The following is a 24602-nucleotide window of genomic DNA, read 5'->3' as shown; positions in this document are numbered from 1 at the left end:
TTTGATGCAGGATGCGGCTACCTTTTTGCTCATGATCTGTTAGACACGATCATTCATACATATCCTATCGCTGACCAGTGTCAGTGCTAACGAGGGAGCTTACGATGCGCGTTTTAATTCGCTATTTCTTCAGAGGTGTTCGCCTTATTCTAGCCCCCGTCATGTTGATCTCTGAGAAGCTTTCAACCCCAAAAGCGGTAGAGCGTACCGAGGAAGAGCAAGCCAAGGTCGATGCTGCCTGTGAACACTTAGCCCTCTACCAGTTTCGGACGTGCCCTTTCTGCATCAAAGTACGCAAAGAGATCGCCCGCCTGGGACTTAAGATTGAACTGCGCGATGCCCAGCTAGATCCAGCTCATAAAAAAGCCCTTCAAGAAGGCGGTGGCAAGGTGAAAGTTCCTTGTTTAAAAATCAACCATGAAGACGGCCGTGAAGAGTGGCTCTACGAGTCAGATGCCATTAACCGCTGGTTGCACCAACATTTCGCTTAAAAATACCTTTATACAGATGCCGCTATTGAGCAGAAGCGCCTTAATAGCGGCTCACCCCCCTACACCTTCGTCTAATCTCCTTTCCTCTTAATGCCGTGCCCAGCCCTGTCATTCAGCAGATGAATGATACCTCTCATTATTTCGATTGTATGACGTGCCTCCCTCTCTCTATGTTTACAGAGAACACAATATCGTTAGAACAGCTTACAAGCTGACCGTGTCTGTTTTGCTGGCTTGCAAACGCAACCAGTTTTAAAACACTCCGTTTTAAAACACCCTGGCGTTAACCAGCAAAGTGAACAACAAACAATACAAAGGGAAACATTATGACGTTCAAGAAAACGCTACTGGCTTCTGTTATTGGTGCTGTGGTTGCAGGCACGACGATGCTACCCATGACCGCAAGCGCAGAAACCCTGCGCATTGGTTACTCTGCCGATCCAGAAACTCTCGATATCCACGAGCAGTTATCTGGTGGCATGTTGCGCCTTTCACACTTAGCGTTTGACCCACTGGTACGTTGGACAAAGGATTTTCAGTTTGAGCCGCGTCTGGCGACCGAGTGGGAACAGGTAGACGAAACCACAACACGCATGACGCTGCGTGAAGGCGTCAAGTTCCACTCTGGTAACGCGTTCACCGCCAAAGACGTGGTATGGACCATTGAGCGTCTCAAAGAGAGCCCCGATTATCGCGCTATTTTCGAGCCTATCGCAGGCGCCGAAGCAGTTGACGATTACACTGTCGAAATTACCACCACTGAGCCCTACCCACTACTGCTCAACCTTGCTACCTACATTTTCCCTATGGATAGCGAGTTCTACTCGGGGGAAACGGAAAACGGCAATGCAAAAGCAGAAATCGTAAAAGCGGGCAACTCATTCGCATCGCGTAATGCATCGGGCACAGGCCCATTTATTATCACTGAACGCCGCCAAGGTGTCCGCGTTGATTTTGAACGCTTTGAAGATTACTGGGATACCGAAAGCGAAGGCAACGTTTCTAAAATTGTGCTGACGCCTATTGCTGAGAATGCCTCACGCGTGGCGGCACTGCTGTCAGGCGGCGTTGACTTTATTGATGCCGTACCGCCCAACGATCTGGACCGTGTTCGCGAAGCCGATAACGCCAACCTAGTAGAAGTGGATGGTACGCGCATCATCGGCTTCCAAATGAACGAAGAGCGCGTTGAAGCCTTCCAGGATGCTCGTGTGCGTCAGGCCGTTGACCTGGCGATTAACCAAGAGGGTATTGCCGACCGCTTAATGCGCGGTTTCGCCACGCCTGCAAGCCAGTTCTCTCCCGAAGGCTATTCAGGCCACAACCCTGACTTAGTGCCTCGTTATGACATTGAACGTGCCAAAGAGCTGATGGCAGAAGCGGGCTACGAGGAAGGGTTCAGCGTTGACATGATCGCGCCCAATAACCGCTATGTGAACGATGCCCAGATCGCTCAAGCAGTGGCAAATATGCTGGCACAAATTAACATTAACGTTAATCTGCGCACCATGCCCCTCGCTCAATACTGGCCTGAGTATGATGAGCGCGCTTCCGACATGGCGATGATTGGCTGGCACGCTGATACCGAAGACACCGCCAACTTCTTCCAGTACCTCTCTTTCTGTATTGATGAAGAGACTGGCGCTGGCCAGTACAACTACGGCAGCTACTGCAACGAAGAAATCGACGCACTTGTGACTGCGGCAGATAGCGAAACCGATCTCGAAAAACGCAATGAAATGCTACGTGAAGCCGAAGCCATGCTTTATGAAGACGTGGGCTACATCACGCTGCATTGGCAGAACCTTGCCTATGGTGCAGCTAACGGCGTTGATATCGAGCCAGTTGTTAACGCCCTAGACTTCCCCTATCTAGGTGACCTGGTAATTAGCCGCTAATTACCACGCTTACTTTCACACCTGCAAGGATGCTTCGTTCCCCAACGCCTTGGGGGACGAAGCGTTGTATGTGGTTAATAGCCTCATCATAGGCTTCGCCCTAACTTGCAATTAACGCTCTATTAAACCTATTACATAGGTGGCGTACGCCATGATTGCTTTTTTAATCAAGCGCCTGATGCACGCGATATTGGTGATGTTTGTCATCAGTGTACTGGCCTTCGCCATCCAGGATAACCTGGGTGACCCTGTACAACAGATGGTCGGTCAGTCGGTTCCCGAAAGCGAGCGTGAAGCCATTCGCGAGCGCTTGGGCTTAAATGATCCATTTTTAGTTCAGTATGTACGCTTTGCGAAAAACGCCGTTCAAGGCGATTTTGGTGACTCATATTTTTATCGTGAACCTGCGTTAGAGGTTATTGCCCGGCATTTGCCCGCAACCCTTGAGCTGGTGTTCGCAGCCACGCTGATTATTGTGCTTTTCTCAGTACCGATTGGCGTTTATAGCGCGATAAAACCTCGCTCACCTATATCACGTTTTTTTATGGGGGCTTCGATCATCGGCATTTCGATACCGGTGTTTTTGACCGCCATCTTATTGATTCAGATTTTTGCGATTGGCATCACTATCACGCCGTTTCCTGAAAGTACCAGCTGGGGAGCCTGGCTCAATGGTCTGCTATCGACAGAGGGCAATATGCCGTCGTTTGGTCGCGGCTATGATTTAGTGCATGTGGTAGGCCACTGGGACACTAACTTAGCCACCTGGAGTGGTTTACAGCACCTAGCATTGCCCGCGATTTCATTGGCATCAATTATGTTACCGCTGTTTATCCGCCTGATTCGTGCGGAAATGATGGAAGTGCTGCAATCAGAGTACGTGAAATACGCCCGCGCCAAAGGTATTTCAATGCGACGCGTTTACTTTGTACACGCGCTCAAAAACACCATGCTGCCGGTTATCACCGTTGGTGGCGTACAGATAGGCACCATGGTGGCTTACACCATTTTGACCGAAACCGTTTTCCAGTGGCCGGGCATGGGACTAATGTTTCTTGATGCCATTAATCGTGCCGATATACCGCTGATTGTTACCTACCTGATGATTGTCGGCGTCATTTTCGTGGTGACGAACACCATTGTGGATTTGATCTACGGCTTCGTTAACCCCACCGTAAAACTGACAGGTAAGCCCGCATGACAACGCCCACAACAACGACTGCACCTAGCCGCTGGGAACGCCTGCGCGACTCCTACTTATGGTACAGCTTTAAACGCGACCGCACGGCTCAACTGTGCCTCGCGATGTTTATTTGCCTAGTTATTGCAGCGTTTTCAGCGCCATTGCTAGCCCCTACCGACCCTTATGATCTGGCTCAAATCGACATTATGTCGTCCGAGCTGCCTCCCTTTTGGATTGAGGGTGCCGATGAGCGTTATAGCTTAGGCACCGACGCTCAAGGGCGCGATTTATGGTCGATTATTCTCTACGGCACTCGCGTATCGCTACTAATTGGCTTTGGCGCGGTCATTCTTCAAGCGCTGCTCGGTGTAACGTTCGGCCTAATGGCAGGCTATCTAGGCGGCCGCGTCGATGCGTTGTTAATGCGCTTGGCCGATATCCAGCTGTCATTTTCTACCCTGATGGTCGCTATCGTGGTGGGCGCTCTAGTGAAAGCCACCATGGGCAGCGCGTTTTACAGCCAATATGCCGTGCTCATGCTTATTTTGATTATCGGGTTAGCCGAATGGCCGCAGTATGCACGCACGGTGCGCGCTTCAGTACTGGCTGAGAAAAACAAAGAGTATGTTGATGCCGCACGCGTCATGGGTCTACGTAGCAAACGCATCATGTTCCGCCATGTGCTACCTAATACCATGTCACCGATTTTTGTTATCTCAACGGTGCAAATTGCCAACGCGATTATCTCAGAGGCTGCACTGTCATTTTTAGGCTTGGGAATGCCCGAAACCCACCCGTCGCTTGGTTCACTCATTAAATCGGGCTTTGATTATATCCAATCAGGGTCTTGGTGGATCACCCTGATTCCTGGAGCAGTACTCATTGTGCTGGTGCTGTCTATCAATCTATTGGGCGATTGGCTACGTGATGTCATGAACCCACGACTCTATAAAGGCTGAGGACACCATGGCACTACTTGAAGTCTCTCAACTCGATGTACGTTTTGCCCTTCGCCAAGGTGAAGTGCGCGCTCTACGCGATGTCAATTTCACCCTGGAGCGCGGCGAGCGCTTAGGCATCGTAGGCGAATCTGGCGCGGGTAAATCTGTGGCCGCCTTCTCGCTACTTAACCTAATCGCCAAACCCGGCTTTATAGCGGGTGGCAGCATAACGTTTGAAGGTCAGACGCTTAACGCCATGTCTGAGCGCGGCCTGCGCAAAATACGCGGTAACCGCATCTCGATGATCTTCCAAGATCCGATGATGACACTAAATCCCGTGCTCTCGATTGGTGAGCAGATGGTCGAGTGCTTAAAAGCCCACCGACGCATCTCCACCAAAGAAGCCCGAGCGATTGCCCTGGATAAGCTGCAGCAGGTACAAATCCCCTCGCCAGAAACACGCTTGGATCAGTACCCTCATGAGCTTTCCGGCGGTATGCGTCAGCGTATTATTATCGCCATCGCCCTACTGCTCGACCCCGATATTATCATTGCCGATGAACCGACTACCGCCCTGGACGTGACCATCCAAGCGGAAATCATGGCGCTGTTGCTTGAGCTATGCGAACAGCACAACGTGGGTCTGATTCTCATCACCCACGACCTGGGGGTAGTGAGTCAGGTCACCCAGCGCATGCTGGTTATGTACGCCGGTCGCGTTATTGAGCAAGGCCTCACACGGGAAATCATCAACGATCCTCAGCACCCCTATACCCAAGGGCTGATCAACGCGTTACCGCAAATGGCGACCCCAGGTGAAAAGCTCAACCAGATCCGTGGCAGCATGCCATCACTCTCCAACTTACCTGGCGGCTGCGCGTTTCACCCTCGCTGCGACTTCATCAATAGGGCAGATGGACAACCACGCCCTGCCTGCACCCAGCAAGTGCCTGAATTCGTCGAATCCGGCAATTGCCGTGTCGCCTGCCATATGGTGGCTGAAATGCTTGAAGATCGTCGCCTGAAGGAGGAAACGTCATGAGTGCTCAGGTCGAAACTCGCAACGCTGCGCCCACGCAAAATGAAGAGAGCAGCGAATCGTTGCTACAAATTCGTGGCCTTAAGAAGCGCTTTTCATTATCAGGGGATTTTTTGGAGCAGCTGCGCTTTAAAGGCGGCAGACTAGTGCGTCACCAAGAGCATGTTCATGCCATTAATGGTGTTAACCTTGATATTAAACGCGGCGAAGCGCTGTGCGTGGTGGGTGAATCTGGCTGCGGTAAGTCCACCGTAGCACGCACGGTAATGGGCTTACTCACCCCCACAGAGGGTGAGATTCGCTATGACGGGCAACGCATTGATAATTTGAGCTCTCGCCAGCTGCTACCTTACCGTAAGCGCATGCAGATGATTTTCCAAAATCCTTATGCCTCGCTTAATCCACGTATGACGATTCAGCAAACGCTGGAAGAGCCGCTACGCTTGCACCACCCAGACTGGAACCGTGACAAGATACTCGACAAGGTCAAGGACGTTATGGGTTCAGTGGGGATAGATCCCGACTGGGGCAAGCGCTTTGGGCATGAGTTTTCCGGTGGTCAGCGCCAGCGTATCGCCATAGCACGCGCCCTAGCCGTTGACCCTGAGTTTATTGTTGCCGACGAGCCCATATCGGCACTGGATGTCTCCATTCAGGCACAAGTACTCAACCTGCTGATGGAAGCGCAACAAGCGCGTAACCTGACCTATCTATTTATCACTCACGATTTGGCAGTGGTCGAGCACTTTGGCACCCGCGTAGCAGTGATGTACTTAGGCACGGTGTGTGAAGTGGCCACAACGGCAACGCTATTTGCTAAACCGCGCCATCCCTATACCCAAGCGCTACTATCCGCGATTCCCCGCTTAAAAGATGACCGCCCCCAGCATATTCGTCTTACCGGAGAAGTGCCCACGCCGGTCAACTTACCGAGCGGTTGTGTCTTCCATGGCCGTTGCCCCCATGCCAACGCCCGCTGCCATCAGGAAATCCCGACCCTGCAAACACAGGGTGACGGCACTCGCGTTGCGTGCCACGCTGTTGAAGAAGGCCGGCTATGACGCCAATTTTAACGACAGCATCACGTTTGGCAGGACGACGAGGTAAGGCATGGAAATTCGCTGGCTAGAAGACTTTATCGCCCTGGCCAGAACGCGACACTTCTCTCGCGCAGCGGATGAACAGCACGTCACGCAGCCCACCTTTTCCCGGCGCATTAAATTGCTAGAGGAAGAGATGGGCGTGACGCTGATCAACCGACAGACGTTGCCACTTTCGCTAACCCCGGCGGGAGAGGAGTTTCTGACACTGTGCGAACAGGTAACTGATCGTGTGCGCTTAACCCGTGACCGCGTGCGAGAAATCAGCGCCGGACAGCAGCGCCGTATCATGGTGGCTGCTCCACAGAGCCTACTCCCGCAGTTTTTGCCAGAATGGCTTGCTGCTACGGGTTGGCAGGAGCGCATACAGCCCTATTTGCGAGCAACCGGGTGGGCGGCTAGCGACTATTTTCAAGCGCTTGGCCGAGCAGAGTGCGATCTTGCTATCTGCTATTGGCCAATCGGACGTTGCGATTTAGACATTGATACCAGTGCCTGCACGTATCGGGTGATTGGCCACGAGCGCTTGATTCCTGTCACAGGCCTGGATGCGAATGGCACACCTTGCGCGTTACTCCCCGGCTCACGCCAACACCCCACACCCTGCCTAGCTTATCCAAAGCGCGGCTTATTGGGCTCAGCGGTAAAAGCGCACCTCGCCCGCTTACCGCAAAGCACCTATCTCACGGCGCAAAGTGAAAACCTCTATGCGGCGGGTATTAAAGAGCTGGTGCTTCTAGGCTACGGCATGAGTTGGTTACCCGAACGCAACATTGCCGCTGAGCTATCCAATGGCACATTAATCAGAGCTGGCGATAGCCGTTGGGATGTCCCGATGGAGCTGCGACTATACCGGCATCAAAATCAGCATCACGCAGAGCTGGATAGCCTGTGGAGTGAGCTCGCTCCACCGCGCAATTAAGCCAGTCGTTAAGGTTATTAGCCGACTTGTTACCATCATCAGGGTTTATGGCCGAGCCGTACTGAAAAAAGGACACTACTTGAATGTCAGCTTCATTATTTAACCTGCAGCGCGAACACCTTGCGCATTTACAGCAAGCCTATGCAGACCTGTTAACAAGACACGGTCTCGATAGCTTAGCCATCTATAGCGGCCACGCCAGTGCACACTTTGGCGACGACCAAACGCCAACCTTCCAAACGTACGGCCATTTTATGCACTGGGTAGGCATGGCCGATATTCAGCATAGTTGGCTGGTGATTCAACCCGGCAAGCGCCCGCAGCTGTATTTGTATGCGCCGGCAGATTTCTGGCATTTGCCTACTTGCCTGCCTGAAGAGCCATGGGTAACTGAGTTTGATATCCATCTATGTAGCGAAAAGGCCACACCAGCGTTAGCGGGTCGCGCCGCAGTGATCGGTGATATCGAGGCCACCACACGCCTAGCACTAGACGCGCAGTATCAGCCCGAACCACTGGTTAGAGCCCTTGATGAACTGCGCATGTTTAAGACTGCTTATGAAATAGCCTGTTTAAGCGAAGCCAACCGGCTTGCCATCGCAGGGCATCAAGCCGCCCAGGCTGCTTTTATTGGCGCATCAGCTGAGCTAGATATTCAACTGGCCTATCTGGCTGCCAGCAGGCAGCGGGAATCTGATGTCCCCTATCAGAATATTATTGGGCTAAATGATCATGCGGGCGTATTACACTACCAACACTATGATCTAAATAGCCCTACGCAACGACATAGCCTATTGGTTGATGCTGGTCGCCGTTTTCGCGGTTACTGCGCTGATATTACACGCACTTATGCAGGCCCTGACGCGCCGAGCATCTATCGTGACTTAATTGATAGTATCCACCAGTTAAAAGACACGCTGGTGGAAAGCGTTGCTCCAGGCGTCGATTTCATTGCCCTACATGAGCAAATGCATGGTTTGTTGGCAGATATTCTTATTGCCAATGACCTTTTTCAGGGCAGCGCAGAACAGGCAATTGATGAAGGAATCACGCGAGCTTTTTGCCCGCACGGTTTAGGCCATTCGCTGGGGCTGCAGGTTCATGATGTGGCAGGGATTCGCCATCCAGATGGAACGCCCTCACCCGCTCCTGAGCAGCACCCAGCGCTACGTTTAACCCGTACGCTGCGCCCTGGCATGGTAGTAACGATAGAGCCTGGGTTCTACTATATTCCTATGTTGCTAGCCCCATTGCGCGACAAAGCACTACCGATTAACTGGAAAGTCGTTGACTCGTTAGCCAACTGTGGCGGCATCCGTATTGAAGATAACGTCGTTGTCACAGAAAGTGGCTTCCAAAACTTAACGCCTTAACCAAAAAACGCCCGACCCAAGGATTAACTCCCCAGGCCGGGCGACTTTCAGATTGAGGGCAAGATCACCCTGCACACTTCTCGTTAGAAGCGGTAAGTAACGCCACCACCGATAGTAACGGGTTCCATGTTTACTTTACCGACCTTGTTACCAGCTGCATTGATGTCGGCATTCACGTCTGCATAGCTAACATAACCGTTTAACATGATGTTATCAGTAACCGCTAAATCAACCCCCGCCTGACCAATCGCGCCATAGCTTTCATCAACGCTTAAGCCAGTGGGCTCGCCGGAGAAGCGAGTATAGTTCAAGCCAACGCCTACATAAGGCTGAACCTTAGAGTCCAAACCACCCATCGGATAGTAGTTAACCAACAGATTAATCGGTAGGCGATCTACGCTGCCTGCGCTGCCACCAGGACGTGTGTTGAGGTCGTGTTCAAACTTCTCGGAGCTGTTCAGTTCAGCGCCAAGCTTATCGGTGAACAGGTAACCCGCGCCAAACGTAAATCCTCGCGCGCTTTGAACGTTTAAATCTGCCGCGCCAACATTGCCATTTCCAGAACCCGTATCCGTTTGGGCGACACCACCACGTACGAAAACGTCACCTGCTTCGTAAGCGAGCGCTGCTTGGCTGGCGATCAATGCGCTAGCGGAAAGGACAGCAGCAGATACTAATTTTAATTTACTCATCAGGGTCATCCTCTTACATCTTGCTTGGGATTGGTGCCGGTAACTCCAGCTACTTATACAATATATACCAATCGAACAGCGTTTCCAAACTTGTTGTGTTATTTTAATATAAGTTTTACAACTAAAGGGCTGCCGTCAAGCTGAGTCGGTTATAAGCGTCAGGTACAAAGCACAGACAAAAAAAGTCCCCCGAAGGGGACCCAGGTGGAGCACGCCAGCTCACTCGGTGTATCGCTTACCAATCTCTGTTGGGGCGATGTAGCAAAGAAGGAAGAGACACCCGTTTAACGCAGGAACTCTGTTCATTTGCTTCTTACCTAATACATAGCGAACCGCGTGCCAATTTAAATTTTATCAATCAAAAACAATAGCTTATTAAACATTAAAACTAAATACTTGTCGTAATGCATTGTTATCAATGCCAAAGCGCACCATCTATGAGCATGGCAGGCTGGTTTTGCCTCATAACGAATCGCTCTATGATAAATTATATTTAGCATTGTCTAGAGCAGTGCTTCGAGTGTGATCGGTTGATCTCATCTTCAGCACATGCCGCTAAATCTCTTAACACCTGACGCTGCTGCTCACTTAAACGTCGTGGCACGGAGTCAATAAGACAAAACGTGCCTACCTTGAAGCCATTCGTCGTTGTCATCGGTACGCCCGCATAGAAACGTATCCCTCGATGCGCTTTTACCAGAACAAAGTCTTTAAAACGGCTGTCTTGGCTGGCATCTTCAATCTCAAAAATTCCTTCTTCCTGAATGGCATGGGCACAAAACGACTCTGTTCGACACGTTTGGGTAAGCGCGATCCCTTGTCGGGATTTAAACCATTGGCGATCTTCATCGACTAACGTTACCAGCGCAGCCTCCACACCAAAAAACTGGATCGCCAGTCGAGCAATTCTATCGAAACGCTCTTCAGGAGGGGTATCCAAAAGCGCCAGTTGGCGCAATTCCCGTAGCCTTGCCTGCTCACCCTTTACCATGGCAACACCCTCTTCTTAGGTAATGGATAGCGTCATTCATGCAGCAATGCTGCTTAAATCATTTTTATTAGTAAAATGTATGCATTAATTCAGCTTTTGTCGCTGGTTTAGCTTTTTTTACAATCACACTCCATGCCCCATAAAAAATATCTTTTTATTATCAATAAGTTATAAGAAAATCATTGTTAAACTAAAAACGTAGACTGCCGCGTCAGCAGCTAATGTTAATTTACAATCAAAAAAGGCCATCATCAGATGGCCTTGGGTCGTTACTCGCAGCACCGCTAGGGCGTGACGATTATTTTCACCTGCGCCTTATCACTTAACAGCGCCTCGAATCCCTCTTCAACAATATCTGCTAGCGGAATACGCTGGGTTACCATATCTTCAGCACGGAAGTAGCCTCGCTGCATGAGTGCCATGACCGCAGGGTAAACATGGCGATAGGCAATAATGCCTTTCATGGTACGCTCTTTAATGACCAGATCGTTGGGATGGAAACTGGCCTCCCCTTCCCAAATACTGACCACGATCACTTCTCCGCCTTCGTGAGTACTGTGCACCGACTGATTCAATACGGCGGGAATCCCGGTCACTTCAAACGCTACGTCAACACCACCGTTGCTCAATATGTGTAGCTTAGCCACTGCATCTTCTTGCTGCGGATCGACCACGATAGCGCCAAGCGCTTCGGCTTTCGCTTTACGTGAAGGCGCTACCTCGACGGCGTAAATTTGCGCGGCGCCTGCCGCTTTTAGTGCCTCGATGGTCATTAAGCCAATCGGGCCCGCGCCAAATACTGCTGCGCTATCACCTGCCTTCAAACTACTTTGACGAACGGCATGCAAAGCAACCGCCGCTGGCTCTACCAGTGCCCCTTGCTCGAAGCTGAGGTCATCCGGCAGCTTATGCACCATATGCTCCCCCATCACGGTGAACTCCGAGAAGCCACCGCCGCCACCAGAAAGGCCATGGAAACCCAATAGCGGCGTGAGGTTGTAGCGCTCCATCTGATAAGCACCGTTCTGGTTAGGTGAAAGAATCGGTTCTATGGCGACGCGATCTCCCACTTTCACTCGGGTTACTTTGTCGCCCACCTCAACCACTTCACCAGCGAATTCGTGCCCCATGATAATCGGTGCTTGCTCACCGCTAATGGGGTGAGGCTTATCGACCGGAATAAAAATCGGCCCAGCGGCGTATTCATGCAAATCGCTACCACAAATACCACACGCCGCCACCTTAACTTTTACCTCATGAGGGCCGTTAATCGTCGGTATCGGCATTTGCTCTACACGGAGATCTTTCGCCGCATACCAAACCGCTGCCTGCATAGTGCTCTTTTCGTCGTTGCTATAGGTCACAGAGAGAATCCCCCATCTACGGCAATTGCTTGCCCAGTTACGTGTTCGGCGCAAGCCAGATAGACCACCAGCTGCCCCATGTCCTCAGGCGTTTGCGCTTCGCCCTGAGGCAGTAAGGTTTTTTGATGCCTCTCCCAGGAGGCCTGCTCAGTTTCCCCCTCTTCACGCCATCTCCCAGCAAGACCATCTTCTCCCCGCCACATACCAGTGCCGACAACCCCTGGGCATAGCGCATTGACTGTCACGCCATCGGATGCGACTTCCTTAGCGACAGCATTGGTAAAGCCAATGACCGCAAACTTAGAAGCGGAATAATGGGAAAGATTAGGAAACCCAACCTTGCCAGCGATGGAAGAGACGTTGACTATCCGCCCATATCGGCGTGGCCGCATGACTTCTAACTCAGCCTGTGTACACAGAAATGTACCTTTAGCATTGACCGCCATAACACGGTCCCACTCCTGCGCAGACAGCTCCTCAACCGAATGAATGCTGATAATTCCTGCGTTATTGACAGCAATATCTAGTTGCCCGAAATATTCTTGCACCGCCTGTATCAGCATATTCACCGACTCGGAGGACGAAACATCGACCTGTAGCGCAATACTACGACGGCCAAGCGCTTCGACCTTAGCAGTCGTTTCTTCTGCAATTTTAATATCCAAGTCGGCGACGGCCACATCCGCACCAGCTTTTGCCAGTGCCATCGCAATACCCTGACCTATGCCACGCCCTCCGCCAGTGACTAATGCTGTCTTTCCATTCAATTGCATGAGCGTCTCTCCTCTTTAATTAATTGAACCGAGTCGGTATACCGACTCGCATAAACGCTCAGCCCAAGTGATGAACTGGCTGCAGGCCATAGACAGGGGTATCTAGCCCTTCCATGCGTGCTTTTAACTGCAGCGCTAAATAACGTGAGTAGTGCCGCGACTGGTGTAGGTTGCCGCCATGGAACCACAGTGCCTCTTGCTGAGTGGGCTTCCACATATTGCGCAGCTCTCCTTCCCATGGACCCGGGTCTTTGGTGGTGTCGGAACCTAGCCCCCAGCACTTGCCGACTTTATCGGCCACTTCTTGAGAAATAAGCCGCGCCGCCCAGCCATTCATCGAGCCATAGCCGGTGGCATAAACGATCAAGTCAGCATCAAGCTCGCTGCCATCGGTAAGCGTGATGGAGTGCGGGTTAATTCGTTCAATGCCCACGCCGCTGCGCAGCTTGATGTCGCCACTGGCCACTAGGTCACAGGCTCCCACATCGATGTAATAGCCTGAACCGCGGCGCAAATATTTCAAAAACAGCCCGGATTCATCGTCACCGAAATCGAGCATAAAGCCTGCGCTCTCAAGCTTTTGGTAAAACTCGGCGTCACGCTTTTTAATCGCTTCAAAAGCAGGGCGCTGAAAATCCGGTAATACTTTGTACGGAATCGAGGCAAACACTAAATCGGCTTTCTCATGGGTTAATCCATTCGCCACAGCCTCTTCCGAATAAAGCGGTCCCAGCACCTCCTCCATCAATGAATCCGACTTCACAATATGAGTAGATGAGCGCTGCAGCATAGTGACATCAGCATCGTGCTCCCATAACGCGGCGGCAATGTCATGAGCCGAGTTATTAGAGCCTACGATGACGCACTTCTTACCTTTGTAGGCATCCGGCCCCGGATGCTGGCTAGAGTGCTGCTGTTCGCCTGCAAAATTTTCCGCTCCTGGGAATTTAGGCACATTGGGCATTCCAGACATACCGGTAGCCATTACCAGTTGCTTGGGCCGTAGCGTGATCTCTTCGCCGTTGCGCTTAACCTTAACTACCCACTCACCTGCGGCTTCGTCGTAGCTAGCATTCTGACACTCGGTGGAACTCCAATAATTGAGCTCCATCACTTTTGTGTACATTTCCAGCCAATCACCCACTTTGTCTTTCGGGGCGAATACCGGCCAGTTATCTGGGAAAGGGATATAGGGAAGGTGGTCGTACCACACTGGATCGTGCAAGCAGAGTGACTTATAGCGCTTACGCCAAGAGTCTCCCGCGCGCTCGTTGCGCTCAATGATGATCGTTGGCACACCCAGTTGCCTGAGCCGTGCGCCTAAACCAATACCACCCTGGCCACCGCCAATAATCACGCAGTAAGGCTGCTGGGTATAGCCTAGCTCTGCTTCTTCACGCTCCCGTGACTCCAACCACGTTTCACGCTGCTTATTGGCACCGTGCTCAGCTCCTTTGGGACGATGGTGATTGCACTGCTCAGGGTAGTCGTTCAGTGCTTGCATGGTAGTTAACAACGTCCAGCACTTGCCTTCTTTAAGGCGCAAATAGCCTTTACCGCGGGCAACCGCTGTATTGAAATTAAACCACGCATCGTAGATATCGCCGTTTTCAGTGGCCTCGCCTTCTAACTGCCAGTCCGTAGGCTGTGCGTTATTGAGCGTGGCATTGAGCATGGCCTGAATTTCATCTTTGCCTTCACAGGTTTTTAAATTCCAGGTAAACGTAAGAAAGTCACGCCAGTAGCACTCGTCTCCAAACAGCGACAGTACTCGCTCAATATCCTGGGTTTGAAGGGCAGTATCGAAATCCTGCAGCCACGCTTGAACAGTCTCCGTGGGGGTTTGCTGGACTTGTGCCGTTATCTTTGACATAGCGGGTACTCCATGTGCATTTGTTATTGTTGAGTTAACTGTGATGCACCCAACCCTAAGCAGCTACCGTGCCAAACAGCCCGAAAAGCACATCAACAAGCTGAAAAATAAACAAAAAATACAGCCTTAATGAGGTACAAGGCAGTGATAAGGCGTAGCGAGGGTCTTTTGCCATGGGTGGCAAAAGTAGCGCCCTCGCCTAGCCTTTTCACGTACTGAGTAACCAATAGGGAGTCATGTACACCTGTCACGCTGTTTACAGCTAAACGTTACAGGTGTAACGCACGACTAACGGCGTAAGCAGACCACGTTGACTCTGGGGGTAAAGCGCATAGGCTGAAAGAACAATAACGACAGCGCCCAACGAGTAACGCCATGCTGCACTCCACGTTTGCACCTACACGGCTTCAATCTGAACAACGTCAACATATCGAGCATATTTTTCAGCTCGGTGAAGGACTCGATACACCCAGCTTGCCTGCGCAGGCCCCCATTCGTCGCTCCTGGCTGCGCTGCCTGAACGAGTATCAGCTAGACCCCACTCATCCACGCCCTGCACGGGTCGTGCCGCAGCAAACATTGATTGAGCACCGCGAGTCTGTTGATGAGTTACTGCATGTCGCCCGCGCCGGGGTCGATCAGCTTTACGGCCAAATAGCACAGCTTGGCTACGTACTACTCGTCACCGACCACCGCGGCATTACCGTTGAGTTTCGTGGCGACCCCAACCAGGACCAGCAATTACGCAAAGCAGGCCTCTACCTAGGGGCAGACTGGGATGAACGCTTTGCTGGCACCTGTGCTGTTGGCACCTGTTTGCATGATCGTCAAGCCATCATCTGCCACCGCCAAGAACACTTCGATGCATCCCATATCTCGCTGACCTGCACCGCTGCTCCTATTGCAGACCCTCAGGGTAATGTGATGGCTGTGTTAGACATTTCCGCGCTGCAGTCGCCTACCCAGCACGAAAGCCAGAATTTCAGCCTATCGCTGGTAACGCTTTATGCGCGCATGATTGAGGATGCCTATTTTCTGCAGCGCTACCGCGACTGCCTGATGGTGCGTTTAGATACCTCGCGGGAATTTGTCCACGTCAACGGGCGTGGTTTGATCGCTATTGAAGAGAATGGACAGGTCATCGCTGCTAACGCCGTAGGCCGCGAGCTAATCGCCGAACACCAGCATCGCTGGCCCCCTTGGTCGGCAAATCACACTCCTATGCTGGGTGAGCTATTCGAGTGTGAGATCGCCGATATACTCAGTATTAATAGCGGTACTGATGATCAATTGCGTGCCTTCCGCGCTCGCGCCAGCAACACCATCCACTTTATAAGCTTGCTGGAACCCCGCCGCCCCCGCATGGCGCAACGGGCAACACCGCTTTCTTCTGAGCTGCCGGCCCCCTTAGCCCGGCTGGGTGCCGACGACCCTGCGATGCGCAAAGTGCAAAAGCTAGCCGACCGCTTGCGCAATGAAGCTAACGTGAACGTACTGATTAGCGGCGAAACCGGCACCGGCAAAGAGGTCGTTGCACGGGCACTTCACGAAAGCGGCAACCGCGCCAAACAACCGTTTATTGCCGTCAACTGTGCAGCCATTCCCGAGTCACTGATTGAAAGCGAACTGTTTGGTTACGAACCAGGCGCCTTCACCGGTGGCCGTTCAAAAGGGATGCGCGGGCTTATTCCACAGGCCCATGGAGGCACGCTGTTTTTAGACGAAATCGGTGATATGCCGTTAGCGCTGCAAACCCGACTGTTGCGCGTGCTGGCCGAACGGGAAGTCATGCCGCTGGGGGCTAACACGCCAGTTAAAATCGATATTCGCGTTATTACAGCCACCCATCGCCATATCGAAGAAATGATCCAGCAAGGGGAATTCCGCGAAGACCTCTATTACCGGCTCAACGGTGCTCAGCTGCGACTGCCCGCGCTACGCGAACGCGCCGATAAACTGTTTGTTATTCGCCGCGTGTTTGAAGACGTCGCCGCCGAGCGCGCCACGCAAATATCGCCGCGCCTGCGCGCGGATGCCATCAGTGCGCTACTCGCGTACTCATGGCCCGGCAATATTCGTCAGCTCAAAAATGCCCTCGCCTTTGCCCTCGCCACCTCAGAAAGTGACGAATTAACCGTTCACGACCTGCCAGAGCAGTGCCTTAGTCAACGTATTACTCACAACGCAACAGCTCAACTTGACACAAACGCCAATGAGTCACTTTCAAATTCGCTTATCCACCGACTCAAGCAGCATCACTGGAATATCAGCGCGGTTGCCCGTGAGCTAGGCGTTTCGCGTCCCACGGTATACCGGCAAATGCAGCGCCAGGGGATTGTGCCCCCCAACAGGCAGGACTGAAAGCCCAACGCGCTATCGACGAGTTGGCCTTGGGGTTTACCCTCACGTACACTTGTTTGAATCTATTTTTATAAACTCGTTTCGACAAGCCGAGGCTCTCCCATGGCGTTTGACTCAACCTCCTCTTACATTGCCACTGATGCGCTCAAACAGGCAGTCAATGCTGCCGTTGTGCTGCAGCGCCCACTGCTGATCAAAGGCGAACCCGGTACCGGTAAAACACTGCTGGCCGAAGAGCTTGCTGAATCCCTGGGCACCAAGCTGATCACCTGGCATATCAAGTCCAGCACCAAAGCCGCCCAGGGACTTTATGAGTATGATGCCGTCAGCCGCCTACGCGATTCCCAGCTGGGCGTTGAAGGGGTGGAAAATGTCGGTAACTACATCAAACCTGGCAAGCTGTGGGAAGCCTTCACCGCGGGCGAGCGCGTGGTGCTGCTGATTGATGAAATCGACAAAGCGGATATCGAGTTTCCCAACGACCTGCTGCAAGAGCTGGATCGTATGGAGTTTCATGTTTATGAAACCGGTGAGACCATTCGCGCCGAACAACGCCCAATTATCGTGATCACTTCGAATAATGAAAAAGAGCTGCCCGACGCTTTCCTGCGTCGCTGCTTTTTCCATTACATCGAATTCCCCGACCGCGAAACTATGCAGGCGATTGTGGATGTCCACTTCCCAGATATCGCCCCCAGGCTGGTCGGCGAAGCCTTGGAAGTGTTTTTCGATCTGCGCAACGCCCCAGGGCTCAAGAAAAAACCCTCTACCTCAGAGCTGGTGGATTGGCTCAAGCTGCTAATGGCCGACGAACTGGCCCAGGAAGCGCTCTATCACCGCGACCCCGCCAAAGCTCTGCCGCCGATGGCCGGCGCGCTGGTTAAAAACGAGCAGGACACTCACCTACTAGAACGCCTGGCGTTTATGATGCGTCGCCAAAAGAGTACGGGGCGCTAAGCCATGTTTATTGGTCTGTTTGATGCCCTCAAACGTGCCGGTGTGCCCGTTTCTCTGCGCGAATTACTTGATCTTCACGCCGTGGTCGAACGCGGCGTCGTGTTTGCCGATATGGAAGCGTTTTATCAAGTGGCGCGTACTGTCATGGTCAAAGATGAGCGCTACTTTGACCGCTTTGACCGCGCCTTTGCCGCCTGGTTTAAAGGCCTTGAAGACATGGATTCGGCAATTGAGGCGCTCATTCCCGATGAGTGGCTACGGCGCGAATTTGAAAAACAGCTCAGCGACGAAGAGAAAGCTAAAATTGAATCACTGGGTGGTCTTGAAGAGCTGATCGAGACCTTTAAAAAGCGCCTGGAAGAGCAAAAAGAGCGCCACGCGGGTGGCAACAAGTGGATTGGCACGGGTGGCACCAGCCCTTTTGGGGCATATGGTTACAACCCTGAAGGGATACGTATTGGCCAGGATGGTTCGCGCCACCGTCGCGCAACCAAGGTTTGGGACGAGCGGCGTTTTCGCGATTACGATGACTCGCTTGAGCTGGGCACCCGCAATATCAAAATGGCCTTACGGCGGCTACGCAAGTTCGCCCGTCAAGGAGCGCTGGACGAGTTTGATGTTGACAGCACCATCCGCGAAACTGCACGGGATGCGGGGCTACTCAATATCCAAATGCGCCCCGAACGCCATAATGCGGTTAAGGTGCTGCTGTTTTTGGACGTCGGCGGGTCGATGGATGATCATATTCGCGTCTGCGAAGAGTTGTTCTCAGCGGCACGCTCCGAATTCAAACACTTGGAACATTACTACTTCCACAACTGCCTCTATGAAGGGGTTTGGCGTAATAATATGCGTCGGAGGAACGAGCGCATTCCAACCATGGATGTGTTGCACACCTACGGGGCAGACTATCAGGTAGTGATTGTCGGTGATGCCGCCATGTCGCCTTACGAAGTCACTCATTCGGGCGGCAGCGTAGAACACTTCAATGATGAACCCGGAGGCGTGTGGCTAAAACGTTTGGCTGACACGTTTCCACGCTTGGCATGGTTAAACCCCATGCCACCCCGTGCCTGGGAGTACACCTACTCGACCCAGTTAATTCGTGACGTAATCGATGACCGCATGTACCCCATGACCATGGAGGGCCTGGAGACAGCGATGCGCGAGTTAGCTAAGTAGTAATTCATCGCAAGGAACGGCATTACCATTGCATCTGAAATGGTAATCAAAAAAGCGGCGCGTTCGGTGGAACGCGCCGCTTTTGCACACCTAATCGACTAGCTTATCTCACTAAGCCATGCGTGAAAGCACATCATGGTTGGTCAATTTACGGTGCAAAATTGCCATCACCACATGCCCCACACTCAGCGCCAGCAGTGCCCAACCAAGTTCGCCATGCAGCAAACCGCCAAGCTCTGTCATCCAGGCAATTTTTTCACCATCAAAACCTGGCATTAGGTTGACCCCAAATACATCCAGCGCACGACCTGAACCATACTGACGAATCAGCGCAATCGTGGGCACCGCAATCATCAAACCATACAGTGCCAAGTGCCCCAATTTTGCCATTACACTAACTGACGCCGGGCGACGCGAAGCGTTAATTAGCGCCCAGGTGCCTCGCACGACAACAAGCACCAAGAGCGTAACGCCCACTTGGCTATGAGTCCCCCATAAAAAAGACTCAAGCGGAGTGTCTTCGAAAAACAGCCGCGCTGCAGCACTGCTGAATTGCCATACAAATAATAGTGCCATCCCCCAGTGAAGCAGGCGGCTGACTATTCCATAGCGTTTATTAGTATCCATCATTGCTAGCGCCATACGCTTTTCCCTTTAAGTAAAGATCAAACATGCCGCTATTTTACCCAGGAAAACAGACAACATCATGACACCAGCGTGCAAGTTTGTTGCATAAAATGGAACGCTGCGTTGTTTTTAGCCTACAGCGTGGTCGGAAAGTTGTTTAAACCTGACAAAAAAGCCTCTTTGGCCTCAGTAAATGCAGCGGGGTCATGCTTAAATCGACGCAGTATTAGCGCTTCATCAAGGCTCAAGGTCGCTGTCAGGTCACTACTCTGCTTAGCAGGGTGGCGAGCGCCTAAACCAATGCGTTGCCCCTTTCGTTGCCCCTGCGCACCATCAAACCAGCGCTTAAACCCGCACTGCTGATAGAACGCTTCTTGGGTGGCATCACTGACCTCAACGCGCAGCGGGGCTTTGAGGCTTAACTCGCTGATTAAACGTGCTTTAGCACCATCAACAAATTCGCAAGCGTGGGTTACCGTCATCCCCTCGCCAGCCTCATCCAGCACCAGTAAGACTAGTGCCAGGGGTTTACCATCGCCATCGACACCCGCCAACAGACGGGCTGCCTCTTGGTCAAACAGTACGTTTTTCGTGCCGGTAAAAACCACCAGCGGCGTTAACCCAGCTTGCTGACCGTAGACCTTGGCACACAAGGTTGCCAAACACGCATCACGCGGGGCGCTCTGGCTAATATGAACTACCTTCATTACGCTCTCTCATGAGAATTTAAAATCACAACAACGGGGAAACCTTAAAAGTTGGCCAGCCTAGAGCAACGCTCTCGATAGCACCACCTCTGCTTCCAAAGGAACTACACGCTAGTGGTAGAGTCGCACCCATCACCACCCGCTTATTTGTCGCTAAGGAAAGCCAATGCCACAGTATATCGACGATCCCACGTTACCCAAACCAAGTTTCCCTGGTAGTCACATGGTTATCGATGACCATTATGTGTTTATTTCAGGGCTGACGGTTACGGACCTCTCTAACGGCAAAGCCACCCGTGGAGATGTCAAAGAAGAAACCAGACTTGTCATGCGCGAGCTTGAACGCATGCTAAAACAAGAGGGTGGCAGTCTAGCGGATATTGTTAGAGTTGACATTCATCTCGCTGACATAAAGCAGATCAATGCATTAGACAGTATCTACGCGGAGTTTTTTGAACCAGGCCGCTACCCAGCCCGCACCTGCACCGAGTCACCAAATATTTGCGGGGGCAGCACCGTCGAAATCACTTTGATGGCAAAGCGCCCGCCGCAAGAATAAACACTCTGCATTCTGGGCGCTTAATGCGCCCTTACCATCGCCAACACCGCATCAATATCCAAGTGCGCTTCCAGCGTATCAGCCAGTCGCTCCAGCGCTTGCTCGCGGTGGGCGCGATAATCGACGGGTGCCGCACTTTCTAGCCCTAACGCAGTCAGCAACGCTTGGCAGGCTTCAGGATGGTCAAACAAGCCATGCAAGTAAGTGCCCATCACTTGGCCATCGATACTGATAGCGCCATCCACGTGGCTACCTAGATCAAACAGCGGCCGATTGAGTGCAGCTCCGTTGCTCACACCATTGTGAATTTCGTAGCCCGTCACTGCCGCTTCTTGCCCGACCATAACGCCGCTAACATTGCGCAACTGCTTGCCCGCGACCATTTTCGTGGATACCTGCAGCAGCCCCAAGCCTGCTACCTTCCCAGGCGCGCCTTCCAAGCCGTCCGGGTCATCTATCCACTCACCTAACATTTGAAAACCACCACAAATCCCCAGCACTTTTCCGCCGTAGCGCAAATGGCGAGCAATCGCGTCTCTCCAGCCTTGGCGCGTTAACCAGGCTAAATCGCTGGCGGTGCTTTTGCTCCCCGGCAGTATCATTACATCAGCAGGTGGAATCGGTTGGTCTGGCCCTACAAAGGTAAGCGATACCTGGGGATGTAAACGCAGCGGATCAAAATCCGTATGATTGCTGATACGCGGCAGCGCGGGAACAATCACTTTAAGAGTGTGATTGGCTTTCTCAGCGTGAACCCGACCAATGCTATCTTCAGCATCCAGCAGTAGGCCCTGCAAGTAGGGCAAGGTGCCAAGAACTGGCTTGCCAGTATAGGTCTCTAACCACTCAAGCCCTGGTTCCAGCAGCGCAATATCGCCCCGAAAACGGTTAATAATAAAGCCTTTCGTACGTGCCTGCTCGCTGTCGCTTAATAGCGCCAGCGTTCCTACTAGCTGGGCAAACACACCGCCGCGGTCAATATCGCCTACTAACAAAACCGGACAGTCGGCAGCTTCAGCAAAGCCCATATTAGCGATATCGCCTTTACGCAGATTGATTTCCGCCGGACTGCCCGCGCCTTCGGCAATGATCACATCAAAGCGGCTTTCCAAGGCCTGCCACGCCGCCATAACGCTCTCTTTCGCTGTGCGCTTAAACGCGTGGTAATCCAGTGCATCCATATGACCATGCACTTTACCGCGTAAAATTACTTGGGCTCCGCGATCCGTCTCCGGCTTTAATAGCACCGGGTTCATATCGCTATGGGGAGCCACACCTGCCGCCTGGGCCTGTAACGCAGTGGAGCGGCCAATCTCACCGCCATCACTGGTCACGGCGCTATTCAGTGCCATGTTCTGAGGCTTAAATGGCGCGACTGAAATACCACGGCGCTTTAACACGCGACAAAGCCCAGCAACCACCGTGCTTTTGCCTGCATCCGAGGTAGTTCCCTGAATCATTAATGTGGTCATGCCCGTCGGCCCTTGCTGAAAGTAGCCAAACTTTAGCCGCCGAACAGATAGTTAGCAACGAACAAGACTTTTCAAAAACGTGCATAGGCCATGGCATTTCGGTATCGACCGTTAGCAGACAAGCCTGCTAATTTCCGCTAGGGTAGCGCCCCACGCTGCCAAACGAACTCGTATGACATGCAAGAGTTACTCAATAAGATTGCCGCCGAGCTGACCCTTGAAACCGAGCGAGGCAAAGTTGCTGACTATATTCCTCAGCTTGCCCATGTGGACCCCAGCCAATTTGCCATCAGTTTAGCTACGGTAGACGGCCAACGCTTCTCTGCAGGCTGCGCCACCACACCGTTCTCAATCCAGAGCATTTCTAAAGTTTTTACGCTAACCATTGCGCTAGGAAAATGGGGTGATGGGCTGTGGTCGCGGGTGGGGCGTGAGCCTTCTGGCGACCCGTTCAACTCTATCGTGCAGCTTGAGCATGAAAGCGGTAAACCGCGCAATCCGTTTATTAATGCGGGGGCGATTGCGATTGTTGATGCCATCATGATGGGGCACGAGCCTAAAGAGACACTGGCGGAAATTCTGAGCTTTGTGCGCTATATCGCCGACGATAACAGTATCTGCTTTGACCATCAGGTAGCAGCTTCGGAAATGCAGCACAAAGACCGCAATGCTTCTCTGGCGCATTTTATGAAAGCCTTTGGTCGCCTACGCCACGATGTCGACAAAGTGCTTGGCACCTACTTTCACCAGTGCGCGATTGCCATGAGCTGCGAACAGCTGGCTCACGCCGGACTGTTTTTGGCATCGGACGGTGTCAACCGGCCAAGTGATTTACGTGTGGTATCGCCCCAACGAGCGCGACGGATTAATTCATTGATGATGATGTGCGGCCACTACGATGCGTCGGGGGAGTTTGCGTTCCGCGTTGGCCTGCCCGGAAAAAGTGGCGTTGGCGGTGGAATTTTGGCTATTGCACCTGGGCGCGGTTCGCTTGCCGTCTGGTCACCGGGGTTGGATAAATACGGCAATAGCCTACTGGGCACTCGTGCCCTGGAAATGTTTGCCCAACAAACCGGTTGGTCGGTCTTTGGACACTAAATCAGGACTAATGCGGCTCAAGCTGAGGGGAATGCTGCGCCGCTTCCCAAGCCTGGACCTGTTGTTTGGTTTCAATCCCCCAGCGATAACCGCCTAGCGCACCACTTTGCTGAATCACTCGATGGCAAGGAATCAACAGTGCAATAGGGTTAGCACCCACCGCATTGCCGACGGCTCGAGATGATTTCGGCATGCCAAGTGCCTGGGCAATTTGCGAGTAGCTCGCCAACTGTCCTTCAGGAATAGTGAGCAGCGCGCGCCATACCGCAATCTGGAAATTAGTACCACTCACGTGGAGCGATAGCGTGGCAGGTGTCGCTTTTGTGGTCGTTTCTGCAGACGTTGTAAACAGTGCCTCTACCGCATAACGGGTGGCATCAGGGCGATGGCATAGCGTGCTGCGTGGCCACTGCTTTACGAGTTCTGCCAGTAACGCTTCCTGGCTGGTAGACGCCACAAAGGCCATCCGACAAATTCCTCTCGGCGTTATCGCCACTAATATTTCGCCAAAAGGTGTGGGGTGCACACCATAGCCAATCTCAACCCCCTCCCCTTGGCGTTTAAACTCACCCGGCGTGACCGCTTCTAGCTGCACAAAGTGGTCATAAAGCCGCGAGCCACCACTTAGTCCTAGCGCATGCACGGTGTTGGTAAGACTTTCCGATGATGCGATCAGTTGTTTGCCACGTTCCAAGGTCAACGCCTGCAAAAAGCGCTTAGGGCTAATACCCGCATAACGACAAAACAGCCGCTGAAAATGGTAAGCACTTAAATGCACCTGAGCCGCCACCGTTTCCAAACTTGGCTGGCTAGCGGCATTGGCCACCATGTAGGACATCGCTTTTTCGATACGGGCATAGTCATTCATAAAGACGTTCTCACCGGAGCTAAACGAGGAAAGCACAGCGCTCTCTGAACATAGAACAAGCTTAACCAGACAGTGTCATCCGGCCTACCCGAATCTTGCGCAATATCGTGGCATCTCAATTTTGTTCAATA

22 protein-coding genes are annotated in these 24602 nt (G+C 52.4%); 13 read left to right on the top strand and 9 right to left on the bottom strand.

From position 1 onward, the window contains the following. Positions 1–104: 104 nt before the first annotated feature. The 8 genes from IR195_RS07965 (at position 105) to pepQ (ending at position 8947) form a co-directional block, all read left to right on the top strand. Positions 105–491: a glutaredoxin family protein gene (locus tag IR195_RS07965; RefSeq protein WP_206049223.1), complete on the top strand. Its 387-nt coding sequence runs from the start codon at positions 105–107 to the stop codon at positions 489–491. A gap of 326 nt (positions 492–817) precedes the next feature. After that, positions 818–2389, top strand: a complete 1572-nt coding sequence (locus IR195_RS07960; RefSeq protein WP_206049221.1) for an ABC transporter substrate-binding protein — start codon at positions 818–820, stop codon at positions 2387–2389. Between the two features lie 151 nt (positions 2390–2540). After that, complete coding sequence (locus IR195_RS07955) at positions 2541–3590, top strand: ABC transporter permease (protein WP_089038088.1); 1050 nt, start codon at positions 2541–2543, stop codon at positions 3588–3590. Beyond that, complete coding sequence (locus tag IR195_RS07950; protein ID WP_146943816.1) at positions 3587–4531, top strand: ABC transporter permease; 945 nt, start codon at positions 3587–3589, stop codon at positions 4529–4531. Before IR195_RS07955 ends, IR195_RS07950 begins: the two co-directional genes overlap by 4 nt. Before the next feature lie 7 nt (positions 4532–4538). Then, complete coding sequence (locus IR195_RS07945) at positions 4539–5555, top strand: ABC transporter ATP-binding protein (protein ID WP_206049219.1); 1017 nt, start codon at positions 4539–4541, stop codon at positions 5553–5555. Beyond that, positions 5552–6613, top strand: a complete 1062-nt coding sequence (locus tag IR195_RS07940) for an ABC transporter ATP-binding protein (protein ID WP_206049217.1) — start codon at positions 5552–5554, stop codon at positions 6611–6613. The genes IR195_RS07945 and IR195_RS07940 overlap by 4 nt, the downstream gene beginning before the upstream one ends. A 49-nt stretch (positions 6614–6662) precedes the next feature. After that, complete coding sequence (locus tag IR195_RS07935; protein WP_125747280.1) at positions 6663–7574, top strand: LysR family transcriptional regulator; 912 nt, start codon at positions 6663–6665, stop codon at positions 7572–7574. Positions 7575–7657: 83 nt separating this feature from the next. Continuing rightward, positions 7658–8947: a Xaa-Pro dipeptidase gene (gene pepQ / locus IR195_RS07930; protein WP_206049215.1), complete on the top strand. Its 1290-nt coding sequence runs from the start codon at positions 7658–7660 to the stop codon at positions 8945–8947. A gap of 83 nt (positions 8948–9030) precedes the next feature. Here the strand turns inward: pepQ and IR195_RS07925 are convergent, their stop codons facing one another. The 5 genes from IR195_RS07925 to IR195_RS07905 form a co-directional block, all read right to left on the bottom strand. Beyond that, the gene (locus tag IR195_RS07925) at positions 9031–9639 is read right to left on the bottom strand and encodes an OmpW/AlkL family protein (RefSeq protein ID WP_171880227.1); all 609 of its coding nucleotides are present in this window, start codon (positions 9637–9639) and stop codon (positions 9031–9033) included. A 493-nt stretch (positions 9640–10132) separates the two neighbouring features. Continuing rightward, positions 10133–10630: a GAF domain-containing protein gene (locus tag IR195_RS07920; protein ID WP_206049214.1), complete on the bottom strand. Its 498-nt coding sequence runs from the start codon at positions 10628–10630 to the stop codon at positions 10133–10135. Positions 10631–10914: 284 nt separating this feature from the next. Continuing rightward, positions 10915–11964, bottom strand: coding sequence for a 2,3-butanediol dehydrogenase (locus IR195_RS07915; protein ID WP_206049763.1), 1050 nt, complete (start codon positions 11962–11964; stop codon positions 10915–10917). A 26-nt stretch (positions 11965–11990) separates the two neighbouring features. Then, positions 11991–12767: an SDR family NAD(P)-dependent oxidoreductase gene (locus IR195_RS07910; protein WP_125747273.1), complete on the bottom strand. Its 777-nt coding sequence runs from the start codon at positions 12765–12767 to the stop codon at positions 11991–11993. A gap of 58 nt (positions 12768–12825) precedes the next feature. Then, positions 12826–14640, bottom strand: coding sequence for an NAD(P)/FAD-dependent oxidoreductase (locus tag IR195_RS07905; protein WP_125747271.1), 1815 nt, complete (start codon positions 14638–14640; stop codon positions 12826–12828). A gap of 375 nt (positions 14641–15015) precedes the next feature. On the opposite strand from IR195_RS07905, the gene IR195_RS07900 reads away from it, so the two are divergent. From IR195_RS07900 to IR195_RS07890, 3 genes are all read left to right on the top strand, one after another. Next, positions 15016–17001: a sigma-54-dependent Fis family transcriptional regulator gene (locus tag IR195_RS07900; protein ID WP_206049213.1), complete on the top strand. Its 1986-nt coding sequence runs from the start codon at positions 15016–15018 to the stop codon at positions 16999–17001. A gap of 102 nt (positions 17002–17103) precedes the next feature. Further along, complete coding sequence (locus tag IR195_RS07895) at positions 17104–17958, top strand: AAA family ATPase (RefSeq protein WP_125747267.1); 855 nt, start codon at positions 17104–17106, stop codon at positions 17956–17958. Between the two features lie 3 nt (positions 17959–17961). Further along, positions 17962–19140: a vWA domain-containing protein gene (locus tag IR195_RS07890; RefSeq protein WP_009723564.1), complete on the top strand. Its 1179-nt coding sequence runs from the start codon at positions 17962–17964 to the stop codon at positions 19138–19140. A 111-nt stretch (positions 19141–19251) separates the two neighbouring features. Here IR195_RS07890 and IR195_RS07885 read toward each other — a convergent pair whose 3' ends face one another. Beyond that, entirely contained in the window at positions 19252–19782 is a 531-nt protein-coding gene (locus IR195_RS07885) for a cytochrome b (RefSeq protein WP_125747263.1), read from the bottom strand. Positions 19783–19901: 119 nt separating this feature from the next. Further along, positions 19902–20474, bottom strand: coding sequence for a hypothetical protein (locus IR195_RS07880; protein ID WP_125747261.1), 573 nt, complete (start codon positions 20472–20474; stop codon positions 19902–19904). A gap of 166 nt (positions 20475–20640) precedes the next feature. Between IR195_RS07880 and IR195_RS07875 the strand changes: the two genes are divergently transcribed. Next, a complete protein-coding gene (locus tag IR195_RS07875) occupies positions 20641–21033 on the top strand; it encodes a RidA family protein (protein ID WP_146943820.1) in 393 nt (130 codons plus the stop codon). Between the two features lie 20 nt (positions 21034–21053). On the opposite strand, the gene IR195_RS07870 is transcribed toward IR195_RS07875, so the two are convergent. Further along, positions 21054–22505, bottom strand: a complete 1452-nt coding sequence (locus tag IR195_RS07870; protein ID WP_206049212.1) for a cobyric acid synthase — start codon at positions 22503–22505, stop codon at positions 21054–21056. Between the two features lie 177 nt (positions 22506–22682). On the opposite strand from IR195_RS07870, the gene IR195_RS07865 reads away from it, so the two are divergent. Continuing rightward, the gene (locus IR195_RS07865) at positions 22683–23603 is read left to right on the top strand and encodes a glutaminase (protein ID WP_206049211.1); all 921 of its coding nucleotides are present in this window, start codon (positions 22683–22685) and stop codon (positions 23601–23603) included. 7 nt (positions 23604–23610) lie between these two features. On the opposite strand, the gene IR195_RS07860 is transcribed toward IR195_RS07865, so the two are convergent. Then, positions 23611–24471, bottom strand: a complete 861-nt coding sequence (locus IR195_RS07860; RefSeq protein ID WP_172420582.1) for a bifunctional transcriptional activator/DNA repair enzyme AdaA — start codon at positions 24469–24471, stop codon at positions 23611–23613. Positions 24472–24602: the final 131 nt, after the last annotated feature.

This window comes from Vreelandella venusta, assembly GCF_015689495.1.
GTDB lineage: Bacteria > Pseudomonadota > Gammaproteobacteria > Pseudomonadales > Halomonadaceae > Vreelandella > Vreelandella venusta.
The sequence above is the reverse complement of the archived record's forward strand: the minus strand, read 5'-3'. Positions and strand labels throughout refer to the sequence as shown.